The 24612-nt window shown below is 44.9% G+C and carries 21 protein-coding genes and 1 riboswitch; all 21 genes read right to left on the reverse strand.

Going from position 1 to position 24612, the window contains the following annotated elements; translation table 11 throughout:
* Window positions 1-215 precede the first annotated feature (215 nt).
* The 21 genes from J7E38_RS23260 to zapA all read right to left on the reverse strand — a co-directional run bounded on the left by J7E38_RS23260 (window position 216) and on the right by zapA (window position 24593).
* Complete coding sequence (locus J7E38_RS23260; RefSeq protein ID WP_214704751.1) at window positions 216-1448, reverse strand: aspartate kinase; 1233 nt, start codon at window positions 1446-1448, stop codon at window positions 216-218.
* A 159-nt stretch (window positions 1449-1607) separates the two neighbouring features.
* Window positions 1608-1784: riboswitch (Lysine riboswitch) on the reverse strand.
* A gap of 69 nt (window positions 1785-1853) precedes the next feature.
* The gene (gene uvrC / locus J7E38_RS23265) at window positions 1854-3626 is read right to left on the reverse strand and encodes an excinuclease ABC subunit UvrC (protein WP_214704752.1); all 1773 of its coding nucleotides are present in this window, start codon (window positions 3624-3626) and stop codon (window positions 1854-1856) included.
* A gap of 15 nt (window positions 3627-3641) precedes the next feature.
* Entirely contained in the window at window positions 3642-5102 is a 1461-nt protein-coding gene (locus J7E38_RS23270) for a glycosyltransferase family 39 protein (RefSeq protein WP_214704753.1), read from the reverse strand.
* 93 nt (window positions 5103-5195) lie between these two features.
* On the reverse strand, window positions 5196-6125 hold the full coding sequence (locus tag J7E38_RS23275; RefSeq protein ID WP_214704754.1) for an FTR1 family iron permease: 930 nt from the start codon (window positions 6123-6125) through the stop codon (window positions 5196-5198).
* Between the two features lie 35 nt (window positions 6126-6160).
* Window positions 6161-6913, reverse strand: coding sequence for a hypothetical protein (locus tag J7E38_RS23280; protein WP_214704755.1), 753 nt, complete (start codon window positions 6911-6913; stop codon window positions 6161-6163).
* Between the two features lie 50 nt (window positions 6914-6963).
* Window positions 6964-7743, reverse strand: a complete 780-nt coding sequence (locus J7E38_RS23285; protein ID WP_215039003.1) for a glycosyltransferase family 2 protein — start codon at window positions 7741-7743, stop codon at window positions 6964-6966.
* A complete protein-coding gene (locus J7E38_RS23290) occupies window positions 7739-9205 on the reverse strand; it encodes an alkaline phosphatase family protein (protein WP_214704757.1) in 1467 nt (488 codons plus the stop codon). Before J7E38_RS23290 ends, J7E38_RS23285 begins: the two co-directional genes overlap by 5 nt.
* Window position 9206: 1 nt before the next feature.
* Window positions 9207-10148 (reverse strand): lysylphosphatidylglycerol synthase transmembrane domain-containing protein, encoded by a 942-nt coding sequence (locus tag J7E38_RS23295; RefSeq protein ID WP_214704758.1) that lies wholly within the window; start codon window positions 10146-10148, stop codon window positions 9207-9209.
* Entirely contained in the window at window positions 10135-11088 is a 954-nt protein-coding gene (locus J7E38_RS23300) for an NAD-dependent epimerase/dehydratase family protein (protein WP_214704759.1), read from the reverse strand. The genes J7E38_RS23295 and J7E38_RS23300 overlap by 14 nt, the downstream gene beginning before the upstream one ends.
* A 110-nt stretch (window positions 11089-11198) precedes the next feature.
* Window positions 11199-12392, reverse strand: coding sequence for a hypothetical protein (locus tag J7E38_RS23305; RefSeq protein ID WP_214704760.1), 1194 nt, complete (start codon window positions 12390-12392; stop codon window positions 11199-11201).
* A gap of 217 nt (window positions 12393-12609) precedes the next feature.
* The gene (trxA, locus tag J7E38_RS23310) at window positions 12610-12924 is read right to left on the reverse strand and encodes a thioredoxin (RefSeq protein WP_144477543.1); all 315 of its coding nucleotides are present in this window, start codon (window positions 12922-12924) and stop codon (window positions 12610-12612) included.
* 162 nt (window positions 12925-13086) lie between these two features.
* Window positions 13087-14064, reverse strand: a complete 978-nt coding sequence (locus J7E38_RS23315) for an electron transfer flavoprotein subunit alpha/FixB family protein (RefSeq protein WP_214704761.1) — start codon at window positions 14062-14064, stop codon at window positions 13087-13089.
* A gap of 38 nt (window positions 14065-14102) precedes the next feature.
* A complete protein-coding gene (locus J7E38_RS23320; protein ID WP_214704762.1) occupies window positions 14103-14876 on the reverse strand; it encodes an electron transfer flavoprotein subunit beta/FixA family protein in 774 nt (257 codons plus the stop codon).
* An 88-nt stretch (window positions 14877-14964) separates the two neighbouring features.
* Window positions 14965-15738: an enoyl-CoA hydratase gene (locus J7E38_RS23325; protein ID WP_214704763.1), complete on the reverse strand. Its 774-nt coding sequence runs from the start codon at window positions 15736-15738 to the stop codon at window positions 14965-14967.
* A gap of 120 nt (window positions 15739-15858) precedes the next feature.
* A complete protein-coding gene (locus tag J7E38_RS23330; RefSeq protein WP_214704764.1) occupies window positions 15859-16461 on the reverse strand; it encodes a fatty acid metabolism transcriptional regulator FadR in 603 nt (200 codons plus the stop codon).
* A gap of 213 nt (window positions 16462-16674) precedes the next feature.
* Window positions 16675-18378 (reverse strand): long-chain-fatty-acid--CoA ligase, encoded by a 1704-nt coding sequence (locus J7E38_RS23335; protein WP_214704823.1) that lies wholly within the window; start codon window positions 18376-18378, stop codon window positions 16675-16677.
* Between the two features lie 283 nt (window positions 18379-18661).
* Complete coding sequence (locus J7E38_RS23340) at window positions 18662-19066, reverse strand: DUF350 domain-containing protein (protein WP_214704765.1); 405 nt, start codon at window positions 19064-19066, stop codon at window positions 18662-18664.
* An 81-nt stretch (window positions 19067-19147) separates the two neighbouring features.
* Window positions 19148-21502, reverse strand: a complete 2355-nt coding sequence (locus J7E38_RS23345) for an endonuclease MutS2 (protein ID WP_214704766.1) — start codon at window positions 21500-21502, stop codon at window positions 19148-19150.
* 412 nt (window positions 21503-21914) lie between these two features.
* Window positions 21915-23636, reverse strand: a complete 1722-nt coding sequence (gene polX / locus J7E38_RS23350; RefSeq protein WP_214704767.1) for a DNA polymerase/3'-5' exonuclease PolX — start codon at window positions 23634-23636, stop codon at window positions 21915-21917.
* 146 nt (window positions 23637-23782) lie between these two features.
* The gene (locus J7E38_RS23355; protein ID WP_214704768.1) at window positions 23783-24325 is read right to left on the reverse strand and encodes a CvpA family protein; all 543 of its coding nucleotides are present in this window, start codon (window positions 24323-24325) and stop codon (window positions 23783-23785) included.
* 7 nt (window positions 24326-24332) lie between these two features.
* On the reverse strand, window positions 24333-24593 hold the full coding sequence (gene zapA, locus J7E38_RS23360; protein ID WP_144477805.1) for a cell division protein ZapA: 261 nt from the start codon (window positions 24591-24593) through the stop codon (window positions 24333-24335).
* Window positions 24594-24612 lie beyond the last annotated feature (19 nt).

The following is a 24612-nucleotide window of genomic DNA, read 5'->3' on the forward strand; positions in this document are numbered from 1 at the left end:
ACATGTTTCCCTTTTTTGTACCCGTCAGCTCTCTCTTTTCCTTCTCACGGGCACATGTTTCCCTTTTTTGTGACCGTCAGCTTTCATTTTTCCTTCTCACGGGCACATACAGATGGACTTGATAGCTTTCTTTCAACCGAACACGGGTCAGCGTCAATATATCTGATAAAAAAGCTTTCCTGGAGTACACCCAGGAAAGCAATAAAATAAATCTCTTAGTTCGTCTTAACCGCTCCTGAATAAAGCTCGAATGCTTCATGCAATGATTCGACGGCATGGACCATTTGTTTTTCGTTTACGACTGTGGAAACTTTGATTTCTGATGTGCTTACCATCTTTACCTGGATGCCGTTTCCTTCGAGGACTTCGAACATCTTCGCGGCTACACCTGGATTTGAGACCATGCCTGATCCGACGATCGATACCTTGGAAAGGCCTGTTTCTGATTCGACGGCCTGGTAGTTCAATGTTTCTTTATTGCGTTCCAATACGTCAAGTGCCTCTGAAAGGTCGTTGCTCTTGATGGAGAACGAAATATTGGCTAATCCTGCTTCTGTGCGGCTCTGGACGATAATATCCACGTTGATATGATTTTGCGCCAGTGTTGTGAAGATCGTGGAAAGCCCTTTTAATGAAGTGCTTACTCCCAAGACTGAAACTCTTGTGATCTGGTCTTCAAATGCTACTCCGCGTACAATTAGATTTTGTTCCATTTCATTCTCCTCCTCGATGATCGTGCCTCTTTCTTTTTCCATGCTGGATCTTACTTCAATCGGCAACCCGTAATTCTTGGCGAATTCGACCGCACGCGGGTGGAGCACACCTGCTCCCAGGTTCGCCAGCTCAAGCATCTCGTCATAAGAAACGCTCAGTAACTTCCTTGCGCTTTTCACAAATCTTGGATCGGTCGTAAACACGCCTGTTACATCTGTATAAATATCGCATTTGTCAGCCTTCAATGCGGCTGCAAGCGCGACAGCTGTCGTATCTGATCCGCCTCGTCCAAGTGTCGTGATTTCACCGTCATCCGTTACTCCCTGGAATCCAGCGACAATAACGATCTTTCCTGACTCTAGTTCTTTGGAAATCCTGTCTGTGTCAATATCGATAATCCGGGCGTTTCCATGGATGGCTTCAGTCTTGATTCCAGCCTGCCAGCCTGTAAATGAAACGGCCTCTATGCCACTTTGTGCAAGAGCCATCGAGTAAAGCGCGATGGTGATTTGCTCTCCCGTCGTCAAAAGCATATCCATTTCCCTTTTGGATGGCGCCTTGGAAATATCGTTCGCCATGTCGACAAGATGGTCAGTCGTCTTGCCCATTGCTGATACGACTACGACGACATTATTGCCGTTCTTCAATTCTTCTGCTGTCCTTGAGGCAGCATTCCTGATTTTCTCAACACTGCCAACCGATGTTCCGCCGAATTTCTGTACAATCAATCCCATAAGTTTCCCCTGCCTCTTTTTCAGTATTTTGCCTCTGTAAGAGCTTCATGGCTTATCCGCATATGTATTTTCCCCGTGCCTTTTAAAAAAAGAGCCGTAAAAACAGAAAAAGCAATGGAAGTGGCTCCCATTGCTTAATAAACGTCTATATACGCTGCAACATGAGATAGCACTCCAAGATGGCAATCTTGACAATCCAGCGTTTATTCAACGAAGGACCAGCGAGAAAATGGATAGGCATCTCCCCACTTCGGCAAGCATCCCCTTTCAAAGCCTTCCTCGAATCCTATAATTCTCCGGACTTTTACTCTTGAAGCTTGCACCTCTATCTTCACTTTAATACTCTAAAGTGATAGCAATATGAAATTTTTATCATTATAGCATACAAAAAAATAGATTGCTACCTTAATCCTGTAATTTCTGATATAGTTCCTGCGCAACATTCGCCGGCAGCCCGGCTGCACTCAATTCCTCAATAGAGGCTTCACGCATTTTTTTAACTGATCCGAAATGCTTCAGCAATGCTTTCTTGCGCTTCTCACCAATGCCTGCAATATCATCGAGGATCGATTGGAAAGCGCTTTTGCCTCTCAGCTGGCGGTGGAAGGTGATGGCAAAGCGGTGCACCTCATCCTGAATCCTTTGCAGCAGGTAAAATTCCTGGCTGTTCCGCGGCAATTCGATCACCTGCAACGGATTGCCATAAAGCAGCTGAGAAGTCCTGTGCTTATCATCCTTGGCCAGACCGGCTATCGGAATATCAAGACCTAATTCATTCTCCAGGACATCCCTGGCGGACTCGATATGCCCTTTCCCGCCATCGATGATGATCAAATCCGGCAGCGGCAAACCCTCTCTCAAAACACGGGTATACCGGCGGCGAACGACTTCCCTCATTGACTCGTAGTCATCCGGCCCTTTCACTGATTTGATTTTATATTTCCGGTACTCCCTTTTCTCGGGTTTTCCATCAATGAATACGATCATCGCCGAAACCGGGTCAGTCCCCTGGATATTAGAGTTATCAAATGATTCGATCCGATGCGGTGTATAAATCCCCATTTGTTTCCCAAGGTTCTCCACTGCGTTGATGGTCCTTTCCTCATCGCGCTCGATCAAGGAGAACTTTTCTTGAAGGGCGATACGGGCATTTTTTGAAGCCAGGTGGACAAGCTCTTTTTTCTTGCCGCGCTGGGGCTTGAGGACTTTTACGCCAAGCAGCCCCTCAGCCAATTCGAGATCGACGCTTTCGGGCACCAGTATCTCCTTTGGCTTGAAATGCTCATTTTTCGAATAAAATTGGCCAAGATATGTGAGAATATCTTCTTCAGGTTCATTATGGATTGGGAACATTGAAACTTCCCTTTCAATCAATTTCCCCTGGCGGATAAAAAATACCTGAACACACATCCAGCCTTTATCGACGGCATAGCCAAACACATCACGGTCGGTAAAGTCTGTCGTGGTCATCTTCTGCTTTTCCATTGTTGCTTCGATATGTGCAATCTTGTCGCGGAACTCCTTTGCCCTCTCAAAATCAAGTTCTTCGGCAGCGGCAGCCATTTTTTCCGTCAAATCAACCTTGATTTCCTTGTAACCGCCATTCAGGAATTTCGTGATTTCATCGGTAATCTGCTTGTACTCTTCCTTGCTGACGTCCTTGACACAGGGTGCCAGACATTGGCCCATATGGTAATAGAGACAGACGCGGTCTGGCAGTGTCGAGCACTTCCTGAGCGGATAAATCCTGTCGAGCAGCTTCTTCGTTTCATTCGCTGCCTGGACGTTCGGATATGGTCCAAAATATTTGCCACTGTCTTTTTTGACCTTTCGGGTAATGATCAGCTTTGGATGCCGCTCTGCAGTCAGCTTGATAAAGGGATAGCTCTTGTCATCCTTGAGCATGATATTATATTTCGGGTCATGTTTTTTGATCAGATTGATTTCAAGAAGCAGGGCTTCCATATCGGAGGAGGTGACAATATACTCAAAATCCTCGATTTCATTCACAAGCCTGAGCGTCTTGCCGTCATGCGATCCGGTAAAATAAGAGCGCACCCTGTTTTTTAAAACCTTGGCTTTTCCCACATAAATGATGGTTCCCTGCCTGTCCTTCATTAAATAACATCCTGGCTGCGCAGGGAGAAGCGCAAGCTTATTTCTGATTTGCTCATTCATGTCATTCACCTCCTGTTACGGTGTCCATTTATATAAAACAATCTCATGATAGACCGGGTCGAAAATTTCATTAGATGTAAATGTTTTTACTTTTTCAAGCTTCCCGCGAGGATAGATTCCCTGGGAGCGGAAGCCGTCTATTACACTATTTGTTAAATAAATCGTTTTTCCTTCATATAATCCCTGGTCATGAAAAAAAATCTCATAGGTGTAGATTCTTTTATGGGGATAGTGCATTCCCAGGAACTGCAGCACCCTTGTTTCCTCCCATGTATACAGGACAAAATCATCAGGCTGCCCTTCGAGATAATGCGCGAGCTGGTAGACAGCAGGTGATGACTCAGCCTGTTCCTGCACATAGCTTGATGAAACAATTGCCTGGGCAATGATTACGGCAAGAGCTAGATAGCGTGTTAAGCCCTCTGCTCTTTTTTTAAAAAAGACAAGCAAGCAAAAAAATACAATCAGCAGCGCCACGGGCAATATATGTCTCGGCTTGTCGATATTCTGGGCAAAAAGCGCCCAGCCTCCATAAGCCAGCATCAGCAATAGACTTAATTGGACACTGCTTTCCTTGAAAATCCCGCTTTTGCGAGACGGCAATAAAATAATGCTGCCAATAACTATATATAATACCATCAAAACAGTTGTTCGTGAAAATATTCCCCACCACAAAATGTTGGTAAACAAGAATGCCTTCAGTCTTGCAAAAAAGGAAAGTTCATTCGATGCCGAGGTGCCTCCCCATTCCTGAAAATGCCCGCCGGTGAATCCGAATGCAAGCTCGAGGAAGTTGGCGATGCTTCCCTCGGTTAGAATCAGTCCGCCGACCCAAATCAGCTGGAACAGGCCGGCGATGACCGCAAGTTTGATCATACCCGGAAAAGTAAGCTCCTGTTTTGTCCATTTTTTATAAAAAAGATAAATGAGGCCAATTCCCATCGGGATATAACTCAATCTGATCCCCAGCAGCACACTGAATAGAAACAGGGGAAGGAGCATCCATTTCCCTGAAGGTTTTGACTCTGCTGCTGTTATGCTCCAGAAGAACCACCAGAATGCGGCAAGTGCAGCACCTTCAGACATCGGCTGATTGACGATAATCAGAGGGTAGCTAGCCGTGTAAATGGCGGCAGCGACAAGAACGGCACTTTGCTTTGAAACGATTTTTGAGGCCAGCAGGTATACAGGCAGGATCGAGCTCGCATATACGAGTACATTGAATGCCACCAACGCCTGTCCTGGATTTTGCACGAAATTTTCCGTGAGCAATCCTCCTAAAATGAAGTAAGGATAGCCGGGAAAATGTGGTTGCATCGCCCTTAAATCGAAGCGGTCAAGCGCAAGGGCAAAATCGACCTGATCCCAGGAAGAGACGAAGGGATTCAGATTGCCAAGCTGAGTCATGAAAACATAAAGGATGGCAAGCAAACTGAACCCAGAAATGATGGTTTTGTTTAGTTTCGTGAAATTCATGGTCCAAACACCAACTTTGTTTTTACGTATGAAAAAAGTACAAGGAATTTCCCTGTACTTTTTCTGGAGAGAGGAGATTTATACCTCAAGCTTTTATTTTACCTGTGGATTCAATACATTGACCTGCTTTGCTTCGGCCGTTTTTTCAGCAGACTGCTGCTTCTTGGTGCTTTTTGATGATGTCAGCAGGAAGATTGCCGCAAAATAGCCAATATACGCGATGACTTCCTCAATGGATGGCATCGATGAATATCCGAACAACGCCTTCAGGAAGATTCCGACATCACCAGAGATAAGCGGTGCTACACCGTTGTCGCGTAGATAGTGGGCATAATCAATCGGGTGTTCAGGCAGCAGCCATGTAATATCGTAAACGTGGTACATGACGCTTCCAATCAGGTTAATGTCCTGCATCATCGAGATTGCCTGTACAAGCAAACCGGCTGAAATCAGGATGATGAATGCTCCAGTGATCTGGAAGAATGTCTTCAGGTTTACCTTCATTGTTCCCTTGAAGAACATGTAGGATACGACTACAGCAATCAGTGTTCCGGTAATCGCTCCCCATCCCTGCATTGCAGCACCGATGTTTCCGCCAGTGATCGCTGCAAAGAAGAAAACCGTCTCGATTCCTTCACGCAAGACAACGAGGAATGAGTGGATGACCATGCCGACAATATTGCCTGTCGAGATGAATTTATTCATTTTCCCTTCCATATTGCCTTTAAGGTTCTTGCTGTGGCTCGCCATCCAAAATACCATCTGGGTCAGAAGGACCGTTGATACAATCATAATTCCAATCTTCAGGTAAATCTCGCTGCCCATTGCGGCGAATCCGGTGAACACGACCTGGAACAGGATCGCTACCCCGATACTTGCCAGGACAGCTAGGCCTGCACCCAGCCACACATATTTCGTATACTTGGAATGATCCATCCTCTTTAGATAGGTTGTGATGATCCCGATAATTAACAACGCTTCCAATACTTCACGAAAAGTAATCAATAACGCTTGAACTTCCATTGCTGATTCTCCCCTCTCCAAGGTGTCATCAAAATTTATGATCTTCTTCTCTTAATGCCAATGGCCACTACTGCCGCAATCACTCCAATGATGATGATGATTGGAATCCAGTTGCGGAAATTCGATAAATCCGTCCAATCCTTTTTGCCTGTACCTTCTTGTTCAGTTGCACTTTCAGCAAAGTGACCTACTTCCAGGCTGGCAAGATTGAACTCCTTTTGTAATGAATCGAGGATTGCTTCTTTTTTTTCTTTAAAAGTCTCGATGTCAGATGGTTTTTTCCCGACTCCAAACAATCCGGGATTCCCCAATGCTTCCAGTGCAGCATCAAAATCAGCTTTGATCTGTTGATCCACTTCTGCATTTTGTGCTTCCACCTTAGGCGATAATGCCTGATATGTAGCAAATCCTTTTGCAAGGAGCTTTTTGGAATTGTCAAATTCCTCAAAATTCTTTTCGATGCTTTCAAGCCTTCTCGCTACATTTAATACGAGGAGTTTTTCCATATTCTCAATGGCTGCTTCTTTATCTTCATCATTCAGACTTTTCATGATGACTTCCCCTGGCTCAGTTCCCATATGCATGTCGATTTCTTCCTTGACTGTTCCGAACAGGGATTTAGCCGCTGAGAAATTCGGAGGGTTCTCATCCAGTTTCAATTGCATTTCCTTGTAAACTTCTGCAACTTTTTCTTCATTGGGATCCCCATATGAATACGCGCTGGCAGACAGCGGAATGCTAATGAGAATCAATATCAATGAAAAACAAAAAAATATAGCTCTTTTCATTTGTTGTTTCCCTCCTACAATGATAATGATAATGATTATCATTATGAATGTCAATCATATTTGATAACCGTCACCTTTTTGTCACTATTTTCACTGCTTTTACGTTGATATATCTCTTCTCCAGCGAGCTTTGATACCGGCCTGGACATTTCTCGATAGACGGCAGGAACCACATTCGTCATATATTTTTTAAACGAAATAAAGGATGTTCCTGTTGTCCTCACCCGGTATTGGATCGGCACCTCAAGCACCCTGAAGCCTTTTCGGACAAGGTTCAGCGTCAATACTTGCGCATAATTGTAATCATGGATGATTTCCGCATGTTTAAGGACCTGCCTCGAAAACGCCCTCATTCCTGATTGTCCGTCAAAAAGCCATTTTCTCAATAATAAGGTTTGCAAAAATGTGAAAAAATAATTCCCCATCCTGCGGTGAAATTTCATTCCTTTTATTGTGCCCATAAATCTTGAGCCCATCGTATAATCTGCTTCACCAGTCAAGATTGGTTTGACGATATCAGGAATTTGCCATGCCGGATATTCTCCATCTGCATCGATCATCACACCGACATCTGCACCCATCTTATAACACTCTTGTATTCCCTTTCGGACCGCGGCACCCAGGCCGCGGTTTTTTTCAAAGGTGATGATATGGTCTGCCCCTGCTTTTTTCGCTTCAGCAACCGTTCCATCGGTTGACCCGTCGTCGATGACCAGCACTTCCACCTGAGCAGCACCGGCAAAACTGCGGGGGATATTTCCAATCACTTCAGCTATAGATTCTTCTTCATTAAAAGCCGGCAAAAATACGATCACTTTATTCAAATCAATTCTCTTCCTTCTCTGCTTTGATTGCGTCCATTAATACTTTGCCCCTGCTGCTGGCTGGATACGGCGCTCCCATCAGATAGGAAATCGTCGGAGCCAGTGAGACAAGACTATGCTTTTCCTGGACTTTATTTCCCTTCCTGATATGCGGCCCATGCATGAAAAATGGAACAAATCTTTCACCTTCATCAAGGTGGCCATGGCCCCCAATGCCATCAGCCTGTCCATGGTCAGCACAAACGACAAGCGTTGTATTCTCCATTTTCCCTTCTGCCTCAAGCCATTCAACAAACTCCTTAATCAGCGCGTCAGCTTCTTCAATCTTTTCAATATAATCATCATAGAGTACCCCTCGGCTGTGGCCAACCTGATCTGTCCCGATCATTTGCACGATAAACAGGTCAGGATCCTGCTCGTCCATGATCTTTCTGGCCCTCGCCAGCATATTGGTGTCAGCCTTATCCTTATGCATGACAGCCGTCACGGTCTCGACATCACTTCCCATGGCATCAACAAGATGGGCAATGCCAAGCAGTCTCCCTCTTTTGCCAACTTTCCTGAGCGAGTCAAAAATGGTTTCCGTATTTACCCCAAGCTTATAGACCATATTCGACTTTATTCCATGCTCAAACGGATAGGTACCAGTAAACATGGAACTAAAGCATACCACTGTTCTCGCAGGGTACAAGGTTTCCATATTCAAATATTCCGTGCCATTCTCTTTTAACTGGTCGAGAAAAGGCGTATTCGCCTCATAAAAACGTTCCTTGCGCATGCCATCGATGACAATGACAATCACCTTGTCCGACAGGCCATTTTCAGGTACTTCAGGCCCTCCATCCTTTGTATAGGTATCGTACGCCTTCGGTTTCCAGTCAAATAAATATCTGTGCAAAATAAAGGCAAACAGCAATATAAAGCCATAAAACATTGCTAGGTCCGCCAGCGGCATACCAGAGCCGCCAGAGATCGCAGTATAAGACAATTCCCATACGGAGAGCAGCAGCAAGAACTTCGGAAGCTGTTCCTGGGCATTCCCGCTGGTCGAATCACTGTTCTTTAAAACGAGCTTCCAAAACCTCGTGAAGTTCAACCAGGAAGTGCCAATTCTTAAGTGATAATAAAACGTCCCCCAGAAAAACACAGTAAAGAAGAAATAAAGGCCGGCCGCAAACAGCAGCAAACTTAAATTTAGATTAGGCCAAACAATGATGAAAACAATAAACGGAAGCCATAGATAGTTTCTCAAAAACAACGGAAAATCATAAATAAAATACATGATAAAAAGCGGCAGGACTGTAAGCAGGGCGAGAAGAAACTCTGTGAATCTTCCAGCGCTGCCAAAATCACCGAGATGGAATAACATCATTGTGCCAACCGTGAAAATTGGCGTGAATGGCTTCCCTTCATTAAGCAGGTTCCAGCTTCGGGCCGCGAATTTTTCAAATTTAGATGCGCTTTTCATTCTAATCCTTCTTTCTTCCTGCCCCGATATTCCTTAGCTCCCTGCGAAAATATGCAGGAGAGGAAATCAATAAGAGCAGGCCAGTAAAATATGAAAAAACAAATTTAAAGCCATGGCTTAAAATGGAAGCTGTATAGGCCTCCCTGGTCCCAATATCCAAAATGGCCAAAGCGGCTGTCATAACTGATTCATATGTCGATATTCCGCCAGGAGTGATTTGGAATACCTGGCCTCCTACAGTAAGGGAATTAACCCACAAGCCTTCAATGAAAGATAGAGATATCCCCATGGACTTTGAGATATTCCAGATGACGAAGCTTTCCAACACCCAGCTGATAATGACCATTGGCAATAGATAGAGACTCCTCTTTTGGGACAAGGCATTCTTCAACATTATCAGCTGCTTTTGGACAAAACCAGGAAAAAATCGGTTCAGAAGCATAATTGCGATTATGGCGAGAATCGCGAAAGCAGCCAATAATGGCAAGGAGAGATTGAATACAAGATCTTTGCCTAAGATCAATAACCCTGCTCCAGCAATGGATGCCAATGTAACGATATCGAGGACTCGCATAAAAATGACGGAATTGGCGGATTCATCGAGGGTCAATTCCTGCTCCTTGGCGGCGAGGAAACCTGCACGGAAGAGATCTCCAGCTTTTACAGGCGTAATATGATTGATGAACAAACTTAAAAATACTCCCTGTACACAGTTCGTGAACTTTACTTGTTTCGGAATATATATTTTCCATGCCAGGGCCCTCATTAGGAAGGCAAGGAGATAGGTAAATGCAGCACCCCAAAACAGAGAAGCCGACCTCCAAAAATGAAGGCTCTCGTCTAACAATGTGCCGATATGGAAATACCTGAATGATAGTATTGCAAAAATGATCACGAGAATCATCGCAACCATTTTAAGAAGTAAGGACTTATTCCTTGCCATAGTAATCAACTGCCCATCTCACTGTCCTGGCCAACCCTTCATCAAAAGGTACTTTGGCCTGGAAATCCAGCAGTTCTTTGGCTTTTGAAGTATCAGCCCAGGTCGAGGTCACATCACCCTGCCTGAAGCCTGCATGGTGAATCTTCATATCTGGAAAATGTTTTGCAATGGCTTCAATCAATTCCTCGATGGAAACTGGCCGGGAAGATCCTAAATTCATAATATTGGTTCCGCGTGCTTTATGGATCGCTGCATAAATTCCTTCAATTATATCATCTATGTACGTATAATCACGTGACGTCCCATTGCCAAATACCGTGATTTCTTCACCGTTCAGTATTCTTTCTATAAACTTTGTGATCGCCATATCTGGCCTGCCCCAAGGGCCATACACTGTAAAGAACCTGAGGATTGTCATATCATACTGATACATGCTTGCGAATGCATGGCAAAAGGCTTCGGCACCATATTTAGCCGCAGCATAGGGGGAAATCACTTTGCCGGTTGCCATTTCTTCAGTTAACGGTTCATTCGCCTGTTCCCCGTATACAGAAGATGAGGAAGCATAAATGACCTGCTTCACATTCGACTCACCAGAGAACTTCAGGACATTGACCGTCGCTTTTACGTCATAATCCACATACTGCCCGGGGGCTTCAAGTGAGTAGCTGACTCCAGGCAAAGCTGCCAGGTGAACAACACAGTCTGCCTGAAATTCAAGGAAAATTTCCCGGATATCATCTTCATCATCCAGCAGGTTCTTTTCCTCAAACCGATACGGGCCCGCTTCTCCAATATAATTCAGCTGGTCGAGTTTTCTTTTTTTTGAGTAATAAGAATGGATTGCGTCTATGACCAGTACCTCATTGCCTTCTTCCACTAATTTTCTTGATAGGTGGCAGCCGATAAAACCAGCCCCCCCCGTAACGATAATTTTCAAAGAATACACCTCAGTCAACATTGTCTCTGCCATTCTATATTATAGAGAAATTTAGAAGCAGAGTAAAAAAGGAAAAACCTTGTCAGGGTACAAGGTTCTTCCGGCAAGCATTATTTTGCTGAATCGATTACAGTTTGGAGAGCTGCTACTACTTCTTTTCTCAAAGCCTCTCCATTTTCTTTATCCTTTGCTTTGGCAGCTTCGTAATATTTTTGGGCGTTCTCTGAAAGTGAAGCATATTCCTCTTCACCGACCAGACGCTTAATGTCTTCACCAATCATGTCAGTGAACAAAGCACCTTCAAGAGCTGTGATTACCCCTTTATCCTCGCCCCAGTTCTCTTCACTTTCTTCCAACTCATGCAGGGCGATCTTCGCAAACCCTCTGACTGCAGCATGATTGACAGCTGCCGGATCGATCGTCTTCACATCAGTCTCCAAGTTAAATTGTTTTTCAATCTTTTCTGCTTCTTCCGGCGCGTTCTTTACTAGGTAGCTGGCAATGGACTGATAAAATGCCCATCCTTCTGCCTGTTCAACTTTTGCAGCTTCAGCATCTTCTTTTGCCTTAGCTTCAGCTTTCGTTGCGTAACCATTTGGAAGTGCAGCAGTTGCAAGGTAGAATGTCTTCATTAAAGTTTTATCGACGACTTGTTGTCCAAGCTTGAAGGCCAATTGGTCATCTGCGTCTACAGCCTTTTCCATTTCAGCAAACCCGCCAGAAATGGCATCCTTCATGTTCGTGCCATAAGCGTCATCGCGCTTTTGCACAGTACCTTCAATGATTGCATAAAATTCTTTTGCCTCTTCAATTTCTTCCTTCACTGCTTCTTTATCATCCCAGTTTTCGGCTACTTCGATAAATTCATGTTTCATCGTTGTATAAAATACTTTTTGCATTAGCTTATCGAAAATTTGTTTAACAACTACCTTATCCATTGAACCGTCTTTTCCAGCCTGCAGCGCTGTCGTGATGTGCTGGTCAACTGTATCGTCAAATTCCTGATCCCTGTTTTGAACCAGGCTTTGAAGGTTTTCCGTATAAAGTTTCGTTACTTTATCAAAGTCTACTTCCTTACCTTCTTTAGCTTTTTCAAGCTCAGCGACCGCTTCCTTGTATACATCACCATATTCGACTTCAGTTTCAGCTTCTTCCGTTTCCGCTGATTCTTCCTTATTGACAGTTTCTTCTTGCTTCTTCTCATCAGGCTTTGATGCTGTGTCATTATCCGCTCCACAGCCTGCCAATACGGCACTTGCCATTATGAAACTTGCAAAAACAATTTTAAGGTCTCGTTTTTTCATGATTGTATGCCCCCATATGATTAATTTGATTTTTTAAATGATAATGATTTTCAATCACAGTTGTTATTATAATCGAGAATGATTTTCACTGTCAACGAACTTTGTGAGAAAACTTTGACAAACTATTGAACAATCCAAATGATTATACCCTATTTCAATTGAAGTTCAGCCAAAAAAAATCCCGCCTTCCAAGGGAAGGCGGGACTTCTGTATGAGATTAAATATGCTGTTGAAGACGTCCTGCAAGTGCTTCTTTTGGCTGGAAACCGATTACTTTATCAACCGGCTGTCCATCTTTAAGGACAAGCAATGTCGGGATGCTCATGATGCCGTATTGTGCTGCAGTTTCCTGATTGTCATCCACATCAAGCTTCACGATTTTGACTTTGTCGCCCATTTCTGAATCTAATTCTTCAAGCACAGGAGCGATCATCTTACAAGGGCCGCACCATGGTGCCCAAAAATCAACAAGCACTAGGCCTGATCCTGTTTCGTTAGCAAAAGTTGCGTCAGTAGCATGTGTAATAGCCATTTGAATGCCTCCTAAATAAATCTGGATAATACCGTCAGTATATCATCGTTTACCAATTGATGCTATTTATATGCTCTTGTTGTAATTTACCCTCTTTGCATTTGAATATTCCTATAAAAAATGAAAAACGGACGCTGTTCACGTCCGTTTTCATAGGTTATTTTAAGCATTGACTTTAAGCTTCTTGAACTCTTCAGTGAGCATTGGAACGACTTCGAATAAGTCACCAACGATCCCGTAGTCTGCCACTTTAAAGATGTTGGCTTCTGGATCTTTGTTGATCGCGACGATGACTTTGGAGTTTGACATACCTGCAAGGTGCTGGATTGCTCCAGAGATACCAGCAGCGATATACAGGTCAGGTGTAACAACCTTGCCTGTCTGCCCAATCTGAAGTGAATAATCACAATAGTCAGCGTCACAAGCACCACGGGAAGCGCCAACCGCTCCGCCGAGGACGTCTGCCAGTTCCTTAAGAGGTTCGAAGCCCTCTTCGCTCTTGACACCGCGTCCTCCAGCTACAACGACCTTTGCTTCTGACAGGTCTACGCCTTCAGTTGCTTTGCGGACAACATCCTTGATGATTGTTCTCAGATCCTTGATTTCTGCTGAAACAGTTGATACTTCACCAGATTTGCCTGCATCCTGTTCCAAAGGAGCAATATTGTTTGGACGGATTGTTGCAAACACTAATCCATCAGTGACAATCTTCTTTTCAAAAGCCTTCCCTGAATAGATAGGGCGAGTGAATACAAGATTGCCGCCCGCTTCCTCTACCGCTACCGCATCTGAAATGAGTCCTGAGCCCAATTTGCTTGCGACTTTCGGTGCAAGGTCTTTTCCAAGGGATGTATGTCCGAAAATGATTCCCTCAGGATTTTCCTGCTCGATGACAGCCATCAATGCCTGTGAAAACCCGTCTGGTGTATACTGTGCCAGCTTGGCATCTTCTACTGCCACAACTTTGTCGGCACCATATTGATATAGGTCATTGCCTAATGAACTTACAGATTCGCCAAGCAATACTCCAACTACTTCTCCGCCCTCAGCAACAGTTTTTGCAGCTGCGATTGCTTCGAAAGAAACATTTCTTAGTTGTCCGTCACGTGCTTCTCCCAATACTAATACTTTTCTCGCCATTTGATTTACCTCCTGCGTATTTATTCTTCCTTTATGTCTTAAACGACTTTTGCTTCTGAGTGAAGCAGGCTGACAAGTTCCTTAACCTGGTCGGCTAGCTCGCCTTGAAGGACTTTTCCTGCCTCTTTTTGCGGAGGAAGATAAATTTCGATTGTTTTCGTCTTAGCTTCCACATCGTCTTCATCCAGATCAAGATCATCCAGCTCTAGCTCTTCAAGAGGCTTCTTCTTCGCTTTCATGATCCCCGGAAGAGATGGATAACGCGGCTCGTTCAAGCCCTGCTGCGCAGTTACAAGAACTGGGAGGCTTGTCTCAATGACTTCAGAATCCCCTTCTACATCTCTAGTGATCGTAGCAGTAGTTCCGTTGATTTCCAGCTTCGTAATGGTTGTTACATATGGCATTCCAAGCTGTTCAGCAACTCGTGGCCCTACCTGTCCTGATCCGCCATCGATTGCGACATTACCGCCAAGGATCAGGTCAGCTTCTTTATCCTTCAGGTATTCAGCAATGATTTTCGCTGTAGTAAACTGGTCTCCGTCTTCAACATCGTCCTCGATATTGATCAATACTGCTTTATCTGCTCCCATCGCCAATGCAGTACGAAGCTGCTTCTCGGTTTCTTCATTCCCGACAGAAATGACTGTTACTTCTCCGCCGTGAGCATCCCTGACCTGGATTGCTTCCTCGATTGCATACTCATCATATGGATTGATGATGAATTCAGCGCCATCTTCATTGATTTTGCCGTTTGATAGTGTGATTTTTTCTTCTGTATCGAATGTCCTTTTCATTAGAACGTAGATATTCATTTGTTCCCCTCCTAAGTATTCAAACATTTTAGCTGTTCTAAAGATTAGAAAAATTTATAACAAAAAAATATTGATGCTAAAAGTTTGCTTATCTGCCTTTGAACTCCGGCTGCCTCTTTTCAAGGAATGCGCTGATCCCTTCCTGGCCATCCTCTGACAGGAAGACATCGCCGAAGAGTTTTGCCTCTTCCTTGACCCCTTTGTAAAAGGCTTCATGCTTGGTATAGTTCAAGAGTTTGATAGCTGCCCCAATGGATACAGGACTCTTCTTCGCAATCTTGCCAGCCAGCTTGTATGCGTTTTCAAGCAATTCCGCTTCTGGGTAGGCATGGTTTGCGAGGCCGAATTGGACTGCTTCCACCCCTGTGATTGGATCGCTTGTGAACAGCATTTCAGCCGCTCTCGCAACGCCGACATATCTTGGAAGACGCTGGCTTCCTGCAAACCCAGGAACCAATCCGAGCTGCAATTCTGGCAAGCCTAATTTCGCATTTTCAGCCACCAGCCTGAAGTGGCAAGCCATGGCAAGCTCCAGACCTCCGCCCAGTGCCGCACCATGGATAGCTGCGATAATCGGCTTCGGAAAATATTCCATACGTTCGAAAAGATCTTGTCCATACTCTGCTAGTTTCGCAAAGTCTTCACCAGTTTTGATTGTGGTGAATTCCTTAATGTCAGCACCTGCAGAGAAGAATCTTCCTTCCCCATGAATCAGGACTACTCTGACTTCTTCATTTCCCTCGATTTCATCAAGCACAGCTGATATTTCCTTTAGCAATCCTGAAGCAAGGGCATTCGCCGGCGGACGGGCAATCGTAATCGTTGCAATCCTGTCCTCCGCAGACCATTTGAGATACTCCACATTTTCCCCTCCTTTTACATGAAGACAGGCCTCGCACAAAGGCTTCTCCCTATGTGCGATACTGCCTTTTACGGACCATTTCCAAAAGACCTGAAAAACAGGGCATTGGAACGGACTTGATTAAAGGACCGGTTTGGCACCGTGGTAACCGCAGCCGTTGATCAGCAGCTGGTGTACCGCTTCAGCCAGGTCAGGCAGATTGTATTTCTGTTCATTCATTACCCATGAAGTCACAGTTTCATCCACCGTACCAAAAATCATTTGCCTAGCAAGACGCAAATCCAGGGAGCCTGAAAACTCACCATTCTCTATGCCTTCCAAAATGATTTTGTCGATCAGCATTAAGTAGCCTTTCAGCACCTCGTTGATTTTATGGCGGAGGTCCTTATTCGACTGCCTTAGTTCCAGCTGGGTCACAATTGCAAGATGCCGGTCCTGGGAAAGCATTTTGAAATGCGTTTCGACCAACATGTATAATTTCTCTGTTGCTGTCTTTTTTCCTGCAATTTTTTGTTCGATATTTTCTACGAAGTAACCCATCTTCTCCTGGAACAGAGAAATCAGTATGTCTTCTTTATTCTTGAAATACAAATAAATGGTCCCGTCAGCCACTCCAGCCTGCTTCGCTATTTTAGACACTTGCGCCTGGTGATAGCCGTTTTCTGCGATAACGACGACTGCTGCATCAATTATTTGCATATACTTCGGCCTGTTTTTTTTCAATTTTTTCACTCCCGCTCCAGGAAAAGCACAAGCAATAAATGCTAAAGTGGCACACTCCCGTTTACGATTTTGTCTGCATTATTTTTCACTGAATGAATCGTCATTCATATTTTTATAATAGTATTCACTCACATTTCTGTCAAGGAAATGTGTTTCATTTGGACAAGCTTTCTTTGCCAAAAAGAAAGAGCCGAGTAAGCCGGCTTTTGAAAGTTAAGCTCGCTTCTGCTGATCTTCTAAAGTTTTTGCTTTTTCTTCGTCTACAAGTGCTCTTCTGAGAATCTTGCCGACTGCTGTTTTCGGCAATTCTTTTCTGAATTCATAAAGTCTTGGGACCTTATAGGCTGCCAAATGCTTGCGTGAATACTCGTTAAGTTCTTCCTCGGTCGCTTCTGCGCCTTCTTTCAGCACAATATAGACTTTAACCGTTTCTCCTCTATAAGGATCTGGTATTCCTGCCGCCACTACCTCCTGGACCGCAGGATGCTCGTAGAGGACTTCCTCGATTTCACGCGGATAGATATTGAATCCTCCGGCAATGATCATGTCCTTCTTCCGGTCGACGATATAAAAATACCCTTCCTCATCCATATAGCCAAGGTCGCCAGTCAGAAGCCAGCCATCCTTTAGGACCTGCTCCGTTTCTTCTGGCCTGTTCCAGTAACCCTTCATTACCTGCGGACCTTTCACGGCTAATTCGCCGATTTCACCAGGCGGCAGCGGCTCACCACTCTCCATTGAGAAAATAGCGGCATCTGTATCCGGCCACGGGACGCCTATGCTTCCTTTCACACGCTTTTTATCCCATAGGAAGTTAGCATGGGTAACCGGTGACGATTCAGTCAGCCCGTATCCTTCTACAAGCTTCCCGCCAGTTACTTCCTCGAATCTTTCCTGGACCTCCACTGGCAGCGGAGCAGAGCCGCTGATACAGGAATCAATCGAAGACAGATCATATTTCTTAATATCAGGATGATTCAGCAAGCCAATGTAAATGGTTGGAGCACCAGGAAAAAGTGTCGGCTTTTGTTTTTGAATCGTCTTTAACGTCGTTTCGGCTTCGAATTTCGGCAGTAGCACCATTTTTTGTCCCTGCATGACAGACAGAATCAACACAGCTGTCATTCCATACACATGGAAAAACGGAAGGATCCCAAGGACGGTTTCTTCACCCTCTTTGCATTTATACAGCCAGGCATTGCTCATTGCCGCATTTGCTATCAGGTTTTTATGAGTCAGCATGACCCCTTTCGGAAACCCGGTTGTTCCCCCTGTATATTGCAATAAAGCCAAGTCTTCTTCAAAGTCAAGATCGTATTCCTTGATCTTGCCCGCAGGCTTTTTCATAATCTCGGTAAAAAGATGATTCTGCCCTTCATGCTTCACGTTCACGATGAGGCCATACTGTTTTTTCTGGATGTAAGGATAGACAAGATTCTTCGGGAATGGCAGATAATCTTTGATAGCGGTTACAATTACATTTTCTAAATCCGTATTGGCAATGACCTTTGACACCCTCGGGAATAAAATATCCAGGGTGATGATTGCCTTGGCACCGGAATCCTTCATCTGGTACTCCAGCTCTCGTTCCATATACAGCGGATTGGTTTGGACCACGATTCCGCCGGCCATCAGGATAGCATAGTAACTGATGATTGACTGAGGGGTATTAGGGAGCATGATCGCGACTCTGTCCCCTTTTTCAATTCCCAAGTCTTGTAAATAGGCAGCCAGTTTTTTCGCATAGTTGTAGACTTGCTTATACGTCAGTTCCTTGCCCATGAAATGGATGGCAACCTTCTCAGGATATTTCTCAGCAGTTTGCTTGAGGTAATCCTGGACAGTTGCTTCTTGGAGATCCAAATGAGCAGGGATTTCCGGGGGGTATTGCGACAGCCATGGCTTTTCTACTTCCATCATGACGCCTCCTTATTTAAAATTTTTTGAAAATTCTATCTCTCATTATAATATAATGGTCTTTTTATGACAATTAGAATAGTTTTTTGTAGGATAATAGGGACAAACACCCAGATAATAATCTACTATTCAAGATTATTCCCACTAAAAAAACCGCCAGGATAGGCGGTTTTCAACAATTTTACGCAAAAAACATCATATAGATCATGCCGACCAGCAGAAAGACTCCGCATAGGATCAGCAAGATTTTTGCCAGTTTTTCCATCTATTGAGATCCTCCTGTTTAAATTCCCGCCCCGATGATATACGACAGGCCGACAGAGATAACCATTGAAATCAGTCCAACTGCACGGTTGTCCTTTTCTATTTCTTTATCGATATTGAATTTCGGTGTCAGGAATTCAAAAATAAAGTATCCAATCAAAAGCAGCACGAAGCCGAAAACTCCCCAGCTGATCATAGTGAGAAGTGAATCATGCTGGTTGATGGAATGGCGGAATATATTCGCTACACCGAAAATTTTCCCTCCGGTGGCCATCGCGACTGAAATATTCCCTTTTTTGATTTCATCCCAGTTCCGGTATTTAGTGACCAATTCAAAGACAGCCAGGAATACAACCATGCAGAGAATTGCCACACTGTAATAACCTGCTGTCACAACATATTCATTTTCCCAGAAATGCTCCATGTCCAATCTCCCTGAATATATTTTACCCCTAAGCCTATTATAATGGTTTCTGGAGTGTATTAGTATTTTTTTATCGAGTCACTATTTGAATTCTACTACCGTTACACCTGTTCCGCCTTCTCCGGCGTCTCCGAAGCGGATTTTCTTGACGGAGCGGTGGTTGCGCAGATATTCCTGGACACCCTGTCTTAATGCTCCTGTTCCTTTTCCGTGGATGATGTTGACGCGCGGGTAGCCGGCAAGCAAGGCATCATCGATATATTTCTCGACCCTCATAAGCGCATCTTCATAGCGCTCTCCTCTTAGGTCAAGCTCAAGGCCTACATGGAAGTCCTTCCCTTTCACGGTGGCGATTGGTCTGGTTTCCACTGGCTTAGGCGTATTGATATATTCCATATCGGACTCTTTCACTTTCATTTTAAGAATGCCAATCTGGACTTGCCATTCCTTATTATTCACGCGGTCCACCAGGTGCCCTTTTTGGCCAAAGGTCAGAACATTGACCTCATCCCCTGGCTTGAATTCATGCCGCGCAGGCTTCGCCTTGCCGGCATTCTTCACCTGGTTGAGTTCCGGTGTTGCCTCACTTAGGCGCCTTTTGGCATCAATCAATTCATGCTCCTTGATTTCAGCACCTTTTTCCAGTCGCAGCTTCCTGAGCTCACGGATGACTTCTTCTGCTTCATCCTTCGCTTTTTCCACGATGGATGCTGCTTTTACTTTTGCCTTTTCGGAAAGTTCATCTTTTTTCTGATAATATTCAGCCATCTGTTTTTGCATGTCTCTATGAAGGTTTTCGGCATCCTTCAGGAGCTGATGCGCCTCATCCCTGTCCCTTTCCGCCTGCTTGCGGCTTGATTCAAGGGAAGCAATCATATTTTCAACCTCATTGCTGTCAGCGCTGATATAGGACCTGGCTGTTTCGATGACAGAATCCTTCAATCCTAGTCTCTTTGAGATCTCAAAAGCATTGCTTCGTCCTGGTACACCAATCAGGAGTTTATAAGTCGGACTCAGTGTTTCAACATCGAACTCGACGCTTGCATTGATGACACCCTCGCGATTATAGCCATATGCCTTAAGCTCCGGATAATGTGTCGTCGCAATGACTCTTGCTCCGCGCTTGTATACTTCATCGAGGATGGAAATTGCCAACGCCGCACCTTCCTGAGGATCAGTCCCGGCACCAAGTTCATCAAATAGAACAAGGCTGTTATAATCCACCTTATTTAAGATTTCCACGATATTGACCATATGGGACGAAAAGGTACTTAAGCTTTGCTCAATTGATTGTTCATCCCCGATATCCGCGTATACTGAACCAAATACAGCGACTTCCGACCCATCAAGCGCCGGGATTTGCAATCCGGCCTGGGCCATCAGTGTGCAAAGGCCGACTGTCTTCAATGTAACAGTTTTACCCCCGGTATTCGGTCCGGTTATGACAATCGTCGTATAATCACTTCCCAAAGTAACGCTGTTCGGGACAACTTCGTCCATTAAAATCAATGGATGCCTTGCCTGAAAAAGATTGATTCGGCCTTCGTCATTGACGATCGGCTTCGAACCCTTGATCTTGCTTCCATATCGGGCCTTCGCAAACATGAAATCAAGCTCGGCCATGATGCCCACGATCTCCAAGAGCTCATCATGGTAATCGGCGGTCAGTGCCGACAGTTCAGCCAAAATCCGTTCGATTTCCTGCTGTTCTTTCACCCGGATGTTCTGCAGCTCATTATTCAGCTGGACAACCGATTGCGGCTCGATGAACAGCGTCTGGCCGGAAGAGCTCTGATCATGTATGATCCCGCCGTAATGGGAACGGTATTCCTGCTTGACCGGAATGACGAAACGATCATTCCTGATGGTGATGATGGCATCAGAAAGCATTTTCGATGCATTGGATGAGCGGATCATGCTCTCCAGCTTCTCCCGCACCCTTGCTTCTCTTGTCCGCATTTGCTGGCGAAGCGACCTGAGCGCTTCACTCGCGCCATCCAGAACTTCGCCGCCTTCATCAATCGCATTCCTGATCGACTCCTCCAGGTTTGCCAGTACAATGATGCCTTCGGTGTAGCTCAGCAAAATCGGCACTTCGGTCACTTCCTGTAGATCTTCGACGAAACGCTTCATCTGTCTGCTGGCATGCACCGTGCTTGCCACTTGTACCAGTTCATGGGGACTTAGCATCCCGCCAATCTGGGCTCTTTTCACATGTGGCCTGATGTCGTGGATACCGCCTAACGGTACATTCCCTTTTAGCCTTAGAACCTTTGCTGCTTCATCCGTTTCTTCCTGCAAGCGTGAAACTTCGGCAAAATCGATTGAAGGCAACAATGCCACTGCCTTATCCCGTCCCAATGAGGATGATGTATGTTCTACCAGCTGGCTCCTGATTTTATCAAATTCCAATGTTTTCAAAACTCGTTGCTGCACAAAAATTTCCTCCTTCTTCCTAAGCGAAGGTTATTAGAAAAGCGTAAGCGCTTTGGTCAGCCCCGACAAGCGCTGCCCGCCCAAAAACGCCACGTCCTCCCAAAAGCTACCGCTTTCGGTCGTGCGATGCTTTGCTTCGAAGCTTTCCTTATCCTGTGGCTGGCGGGTCTAGCACATCGTGTGCCACGGAGGGCCGAGCAGTGAAGTCGATCTTTGACTTCATTGACAGGACCGAAATCGAAAAGTGTAGCCGACTGCCCAGAAACGCAGAAACTGGAGACTCCGACAAAGAAGCGCTTTTTGCTTCTGCCGGCGGAGTTGAAGTTTCGGAGTTTCTAGGAGGCGACACTAGACAAACGTCTCCAGAGGCTAAGCGCTGGAGCTAGACACTTCTACAAAGAACTGAGAGTCCTTATTGATCCCTGCCGTGCAGGAAATCAAGTAAACCCTTCAATTCCAAAGCATTCAGTACGGATGATTCCTTGATCCAGCCCTTTCTGGCGGCCGTTACGCCGATCTCCATATGTTCCAGCGTGTCCACTTTATGCGCGTCCGTATTGATGACGATTTTAACGCCTTCATCCTGCGCTTTTCTTAAGTATTCCGCTGCCAGATCAAGCCTGTTAGGATTGGCGTTCAGTTCAAGCGCCGTATTTGTTTCCTTCGCGAGCTTGATCAGCATATCGATATCAACAGAATATCCTTCTCTGCGGCCAATCAGCCGGCCAGTTGGATGGGCGATGATATCTACATGCGCATTCTCTAAAGCCGTCTTCAGCCGGTTCATGATTTTTTCTACCGGCTGTGAAAAAGAGGAATGGATCGATGCGATGACTAAATCAAGCTCAGCAAGCAATTCATCCTCGAAATCCAGTGTTCCATCCGGTAAAATATCCATTTCAATTCCGGTCAAAATCGCGAAGTCATTGAATTTCTTATTCAGTTCTTTCACTTCTTCTATTTGCTTCCTTAAGCGTTCGGGTGTCAAACCGTTCGCTACCTTCAGGTACTGGGAGTGATCGGTGATAGCCATGTATTTATAGCCTCTAGCGATACATTCCTTCGCCATTTCTTCAATTGAATGGCCGCCATCGCTCCATGTTGAGTGCATATGAAGATCCCCTTTGATGGCATCAAGCGCAATGAGTTCCAAATCTTTTTTGTATAACTCTACTTCCGAGCCATCCTCCCGCAATTCTGGCGGAATGAAAGGAAGGCCAAAATATTGATAAAATTCCTCTTCTGACTTGAATGTGGTGACTTCACCCGTTTCTACGTTCTCCACACCATATTCGCTGATTTTTTCTCCTTTTTCCTTCGCCAGCTGCCTCATTCTCACATTGTGGTCCTTGGACCCAGTAAAATGGTGAAGGGCGGTCGCGAATTCCACAGGATCAACAAGACGGAAATCCACATTCACATCATAATCAAGCCCAAGAGTGACAGAAACCTTCGTTTCGCCAGCAGCGATGATTTCTTTGATTTTCGGAAGCTTGACCAGCTCGTCCTTAACAGCAGAAGGATCGGTGGAAGCGATGATGAAATCAAGGTCCTTGATTGTCTCCCTCATCCTTCGCAAGCTGCCCGCTCTAGAAAATCGTTCGATATCTTTTATCTTTTGAAGATACGACTCAATTAATTCGGCAACCGGAAGCATATAGGCGAGCGGCAGCCTCTCTGGTCTTGTTCCAAAGTTTTCAACCCCAGCAAGAATCTTTTCTTCTGATTTTTTACCGAAACCTGCGAGGTCACGGATTTTCCCTGCCTTCGCAGCTTCCTCAAGGTCATGGATACTCTCCACACCCAGCTCTTTATACAGCTTGGCAATCTTTTTGCCGCCCATTCCAGGCAATTGCAGCAGCGGAATGAGGCCGCTCGGTACCTCTTCCTGCAATTCCTTCAGCTCGGTCGACTGACCTGTTTCCATGAACTCTTGGATGACTCCTGCAGTGCCTTTGCCAATTCCTTTGAGTTCAGTCAGATCGCCCATTTCCGACATGCTGCGTTCATCACCCTCAAGAGCAGCTGCAGCTTTCCGGAATGCGGAAACTTTAAATGGATTTTCTCCTTTTAATTCCATATATATAGCAATTGTTTCAAGCAATTGCACGATATCCTTTTTATTAACAGACATGATCTCCACCCGCCTTCTCAATTTCTCGACCGGTTTTATACTCCGGACTTGGTCATTGTCTTCTATTTTATAGAAAACATGCCCCACTGTGAAATTAAATGAAAATTTTTCGGCCCGATAAAAAAAACTTCTCCGCAATAGAGAAGTTATGCAGCCATGTATTCAATCCAGAGTTGTTTGATTTGCTGAGAGAATACCGGGGTATTTTTTATGATGTTTTCGGCTAGAATTGAATCGTTCAATGGTCCCTGGATCGCCTGGATTGGCAGCAGGGCCGCAATGTAAAGAACGATGAACAGCAGCAGGTAAACTTCGATAAAACCAAGAAATCCTCCTGCCCAGACATTCAACTGCTTCAAGATTGGCAGATGTGCCACAAAATCGAGCATGGATCCGATAATCTGGAGCAGGATTTTCACTGCGAAAAAGATGGCCGCAAACGCGATAGCCCGATAATAGGCATCTTCTAAATTGGCATTCTCAAAAATGAGATTCAACGTAGTATTGCTGCCGAGGTTTGGATATGGAATCCATAGAGTCAGCTTGGGAGCAAGCTGATCGTAATATAAGTACGCAACAATGAAAGCTGCGATAAAACCGGCCAAATGGATGGTTTGCAGGATGAACCCCCTCTTCAGTCCTACAATGAAGCCTATGACCAATATAGCCAAAACAGCAAGATCCAGCATGAATTATTCAGTCCTTTAACCTTTTAATTTCCGCTTCGAGCGATTCAACACGATCTTTCATTTTTATGTAATCATTAACAGCATTCACAGCCGTCAACACAGCTAATTTACTAGTATCAAGTGAAGGATTCGCTGAACCGATTTCCCGCATTTTATCATCTACCATCGAGGCAATGAGCCGGATATGGCTGGTGCTTTCTATGCCGACTATTGTATACTGCTGTCCATATATATCGACAGTCGACCGATTTTTTTTTGTGTCTGACAACATTTATGCCCCCATTCAT

This window comes from Bacillus sp. ISL-35 (assembly GCF_018613355.1).
Classification (GTDB): domain Bacteria; phylum Bacillota; class Bacilli; order Bacillales; family Cytobacillaceae; genus Mesobacillus.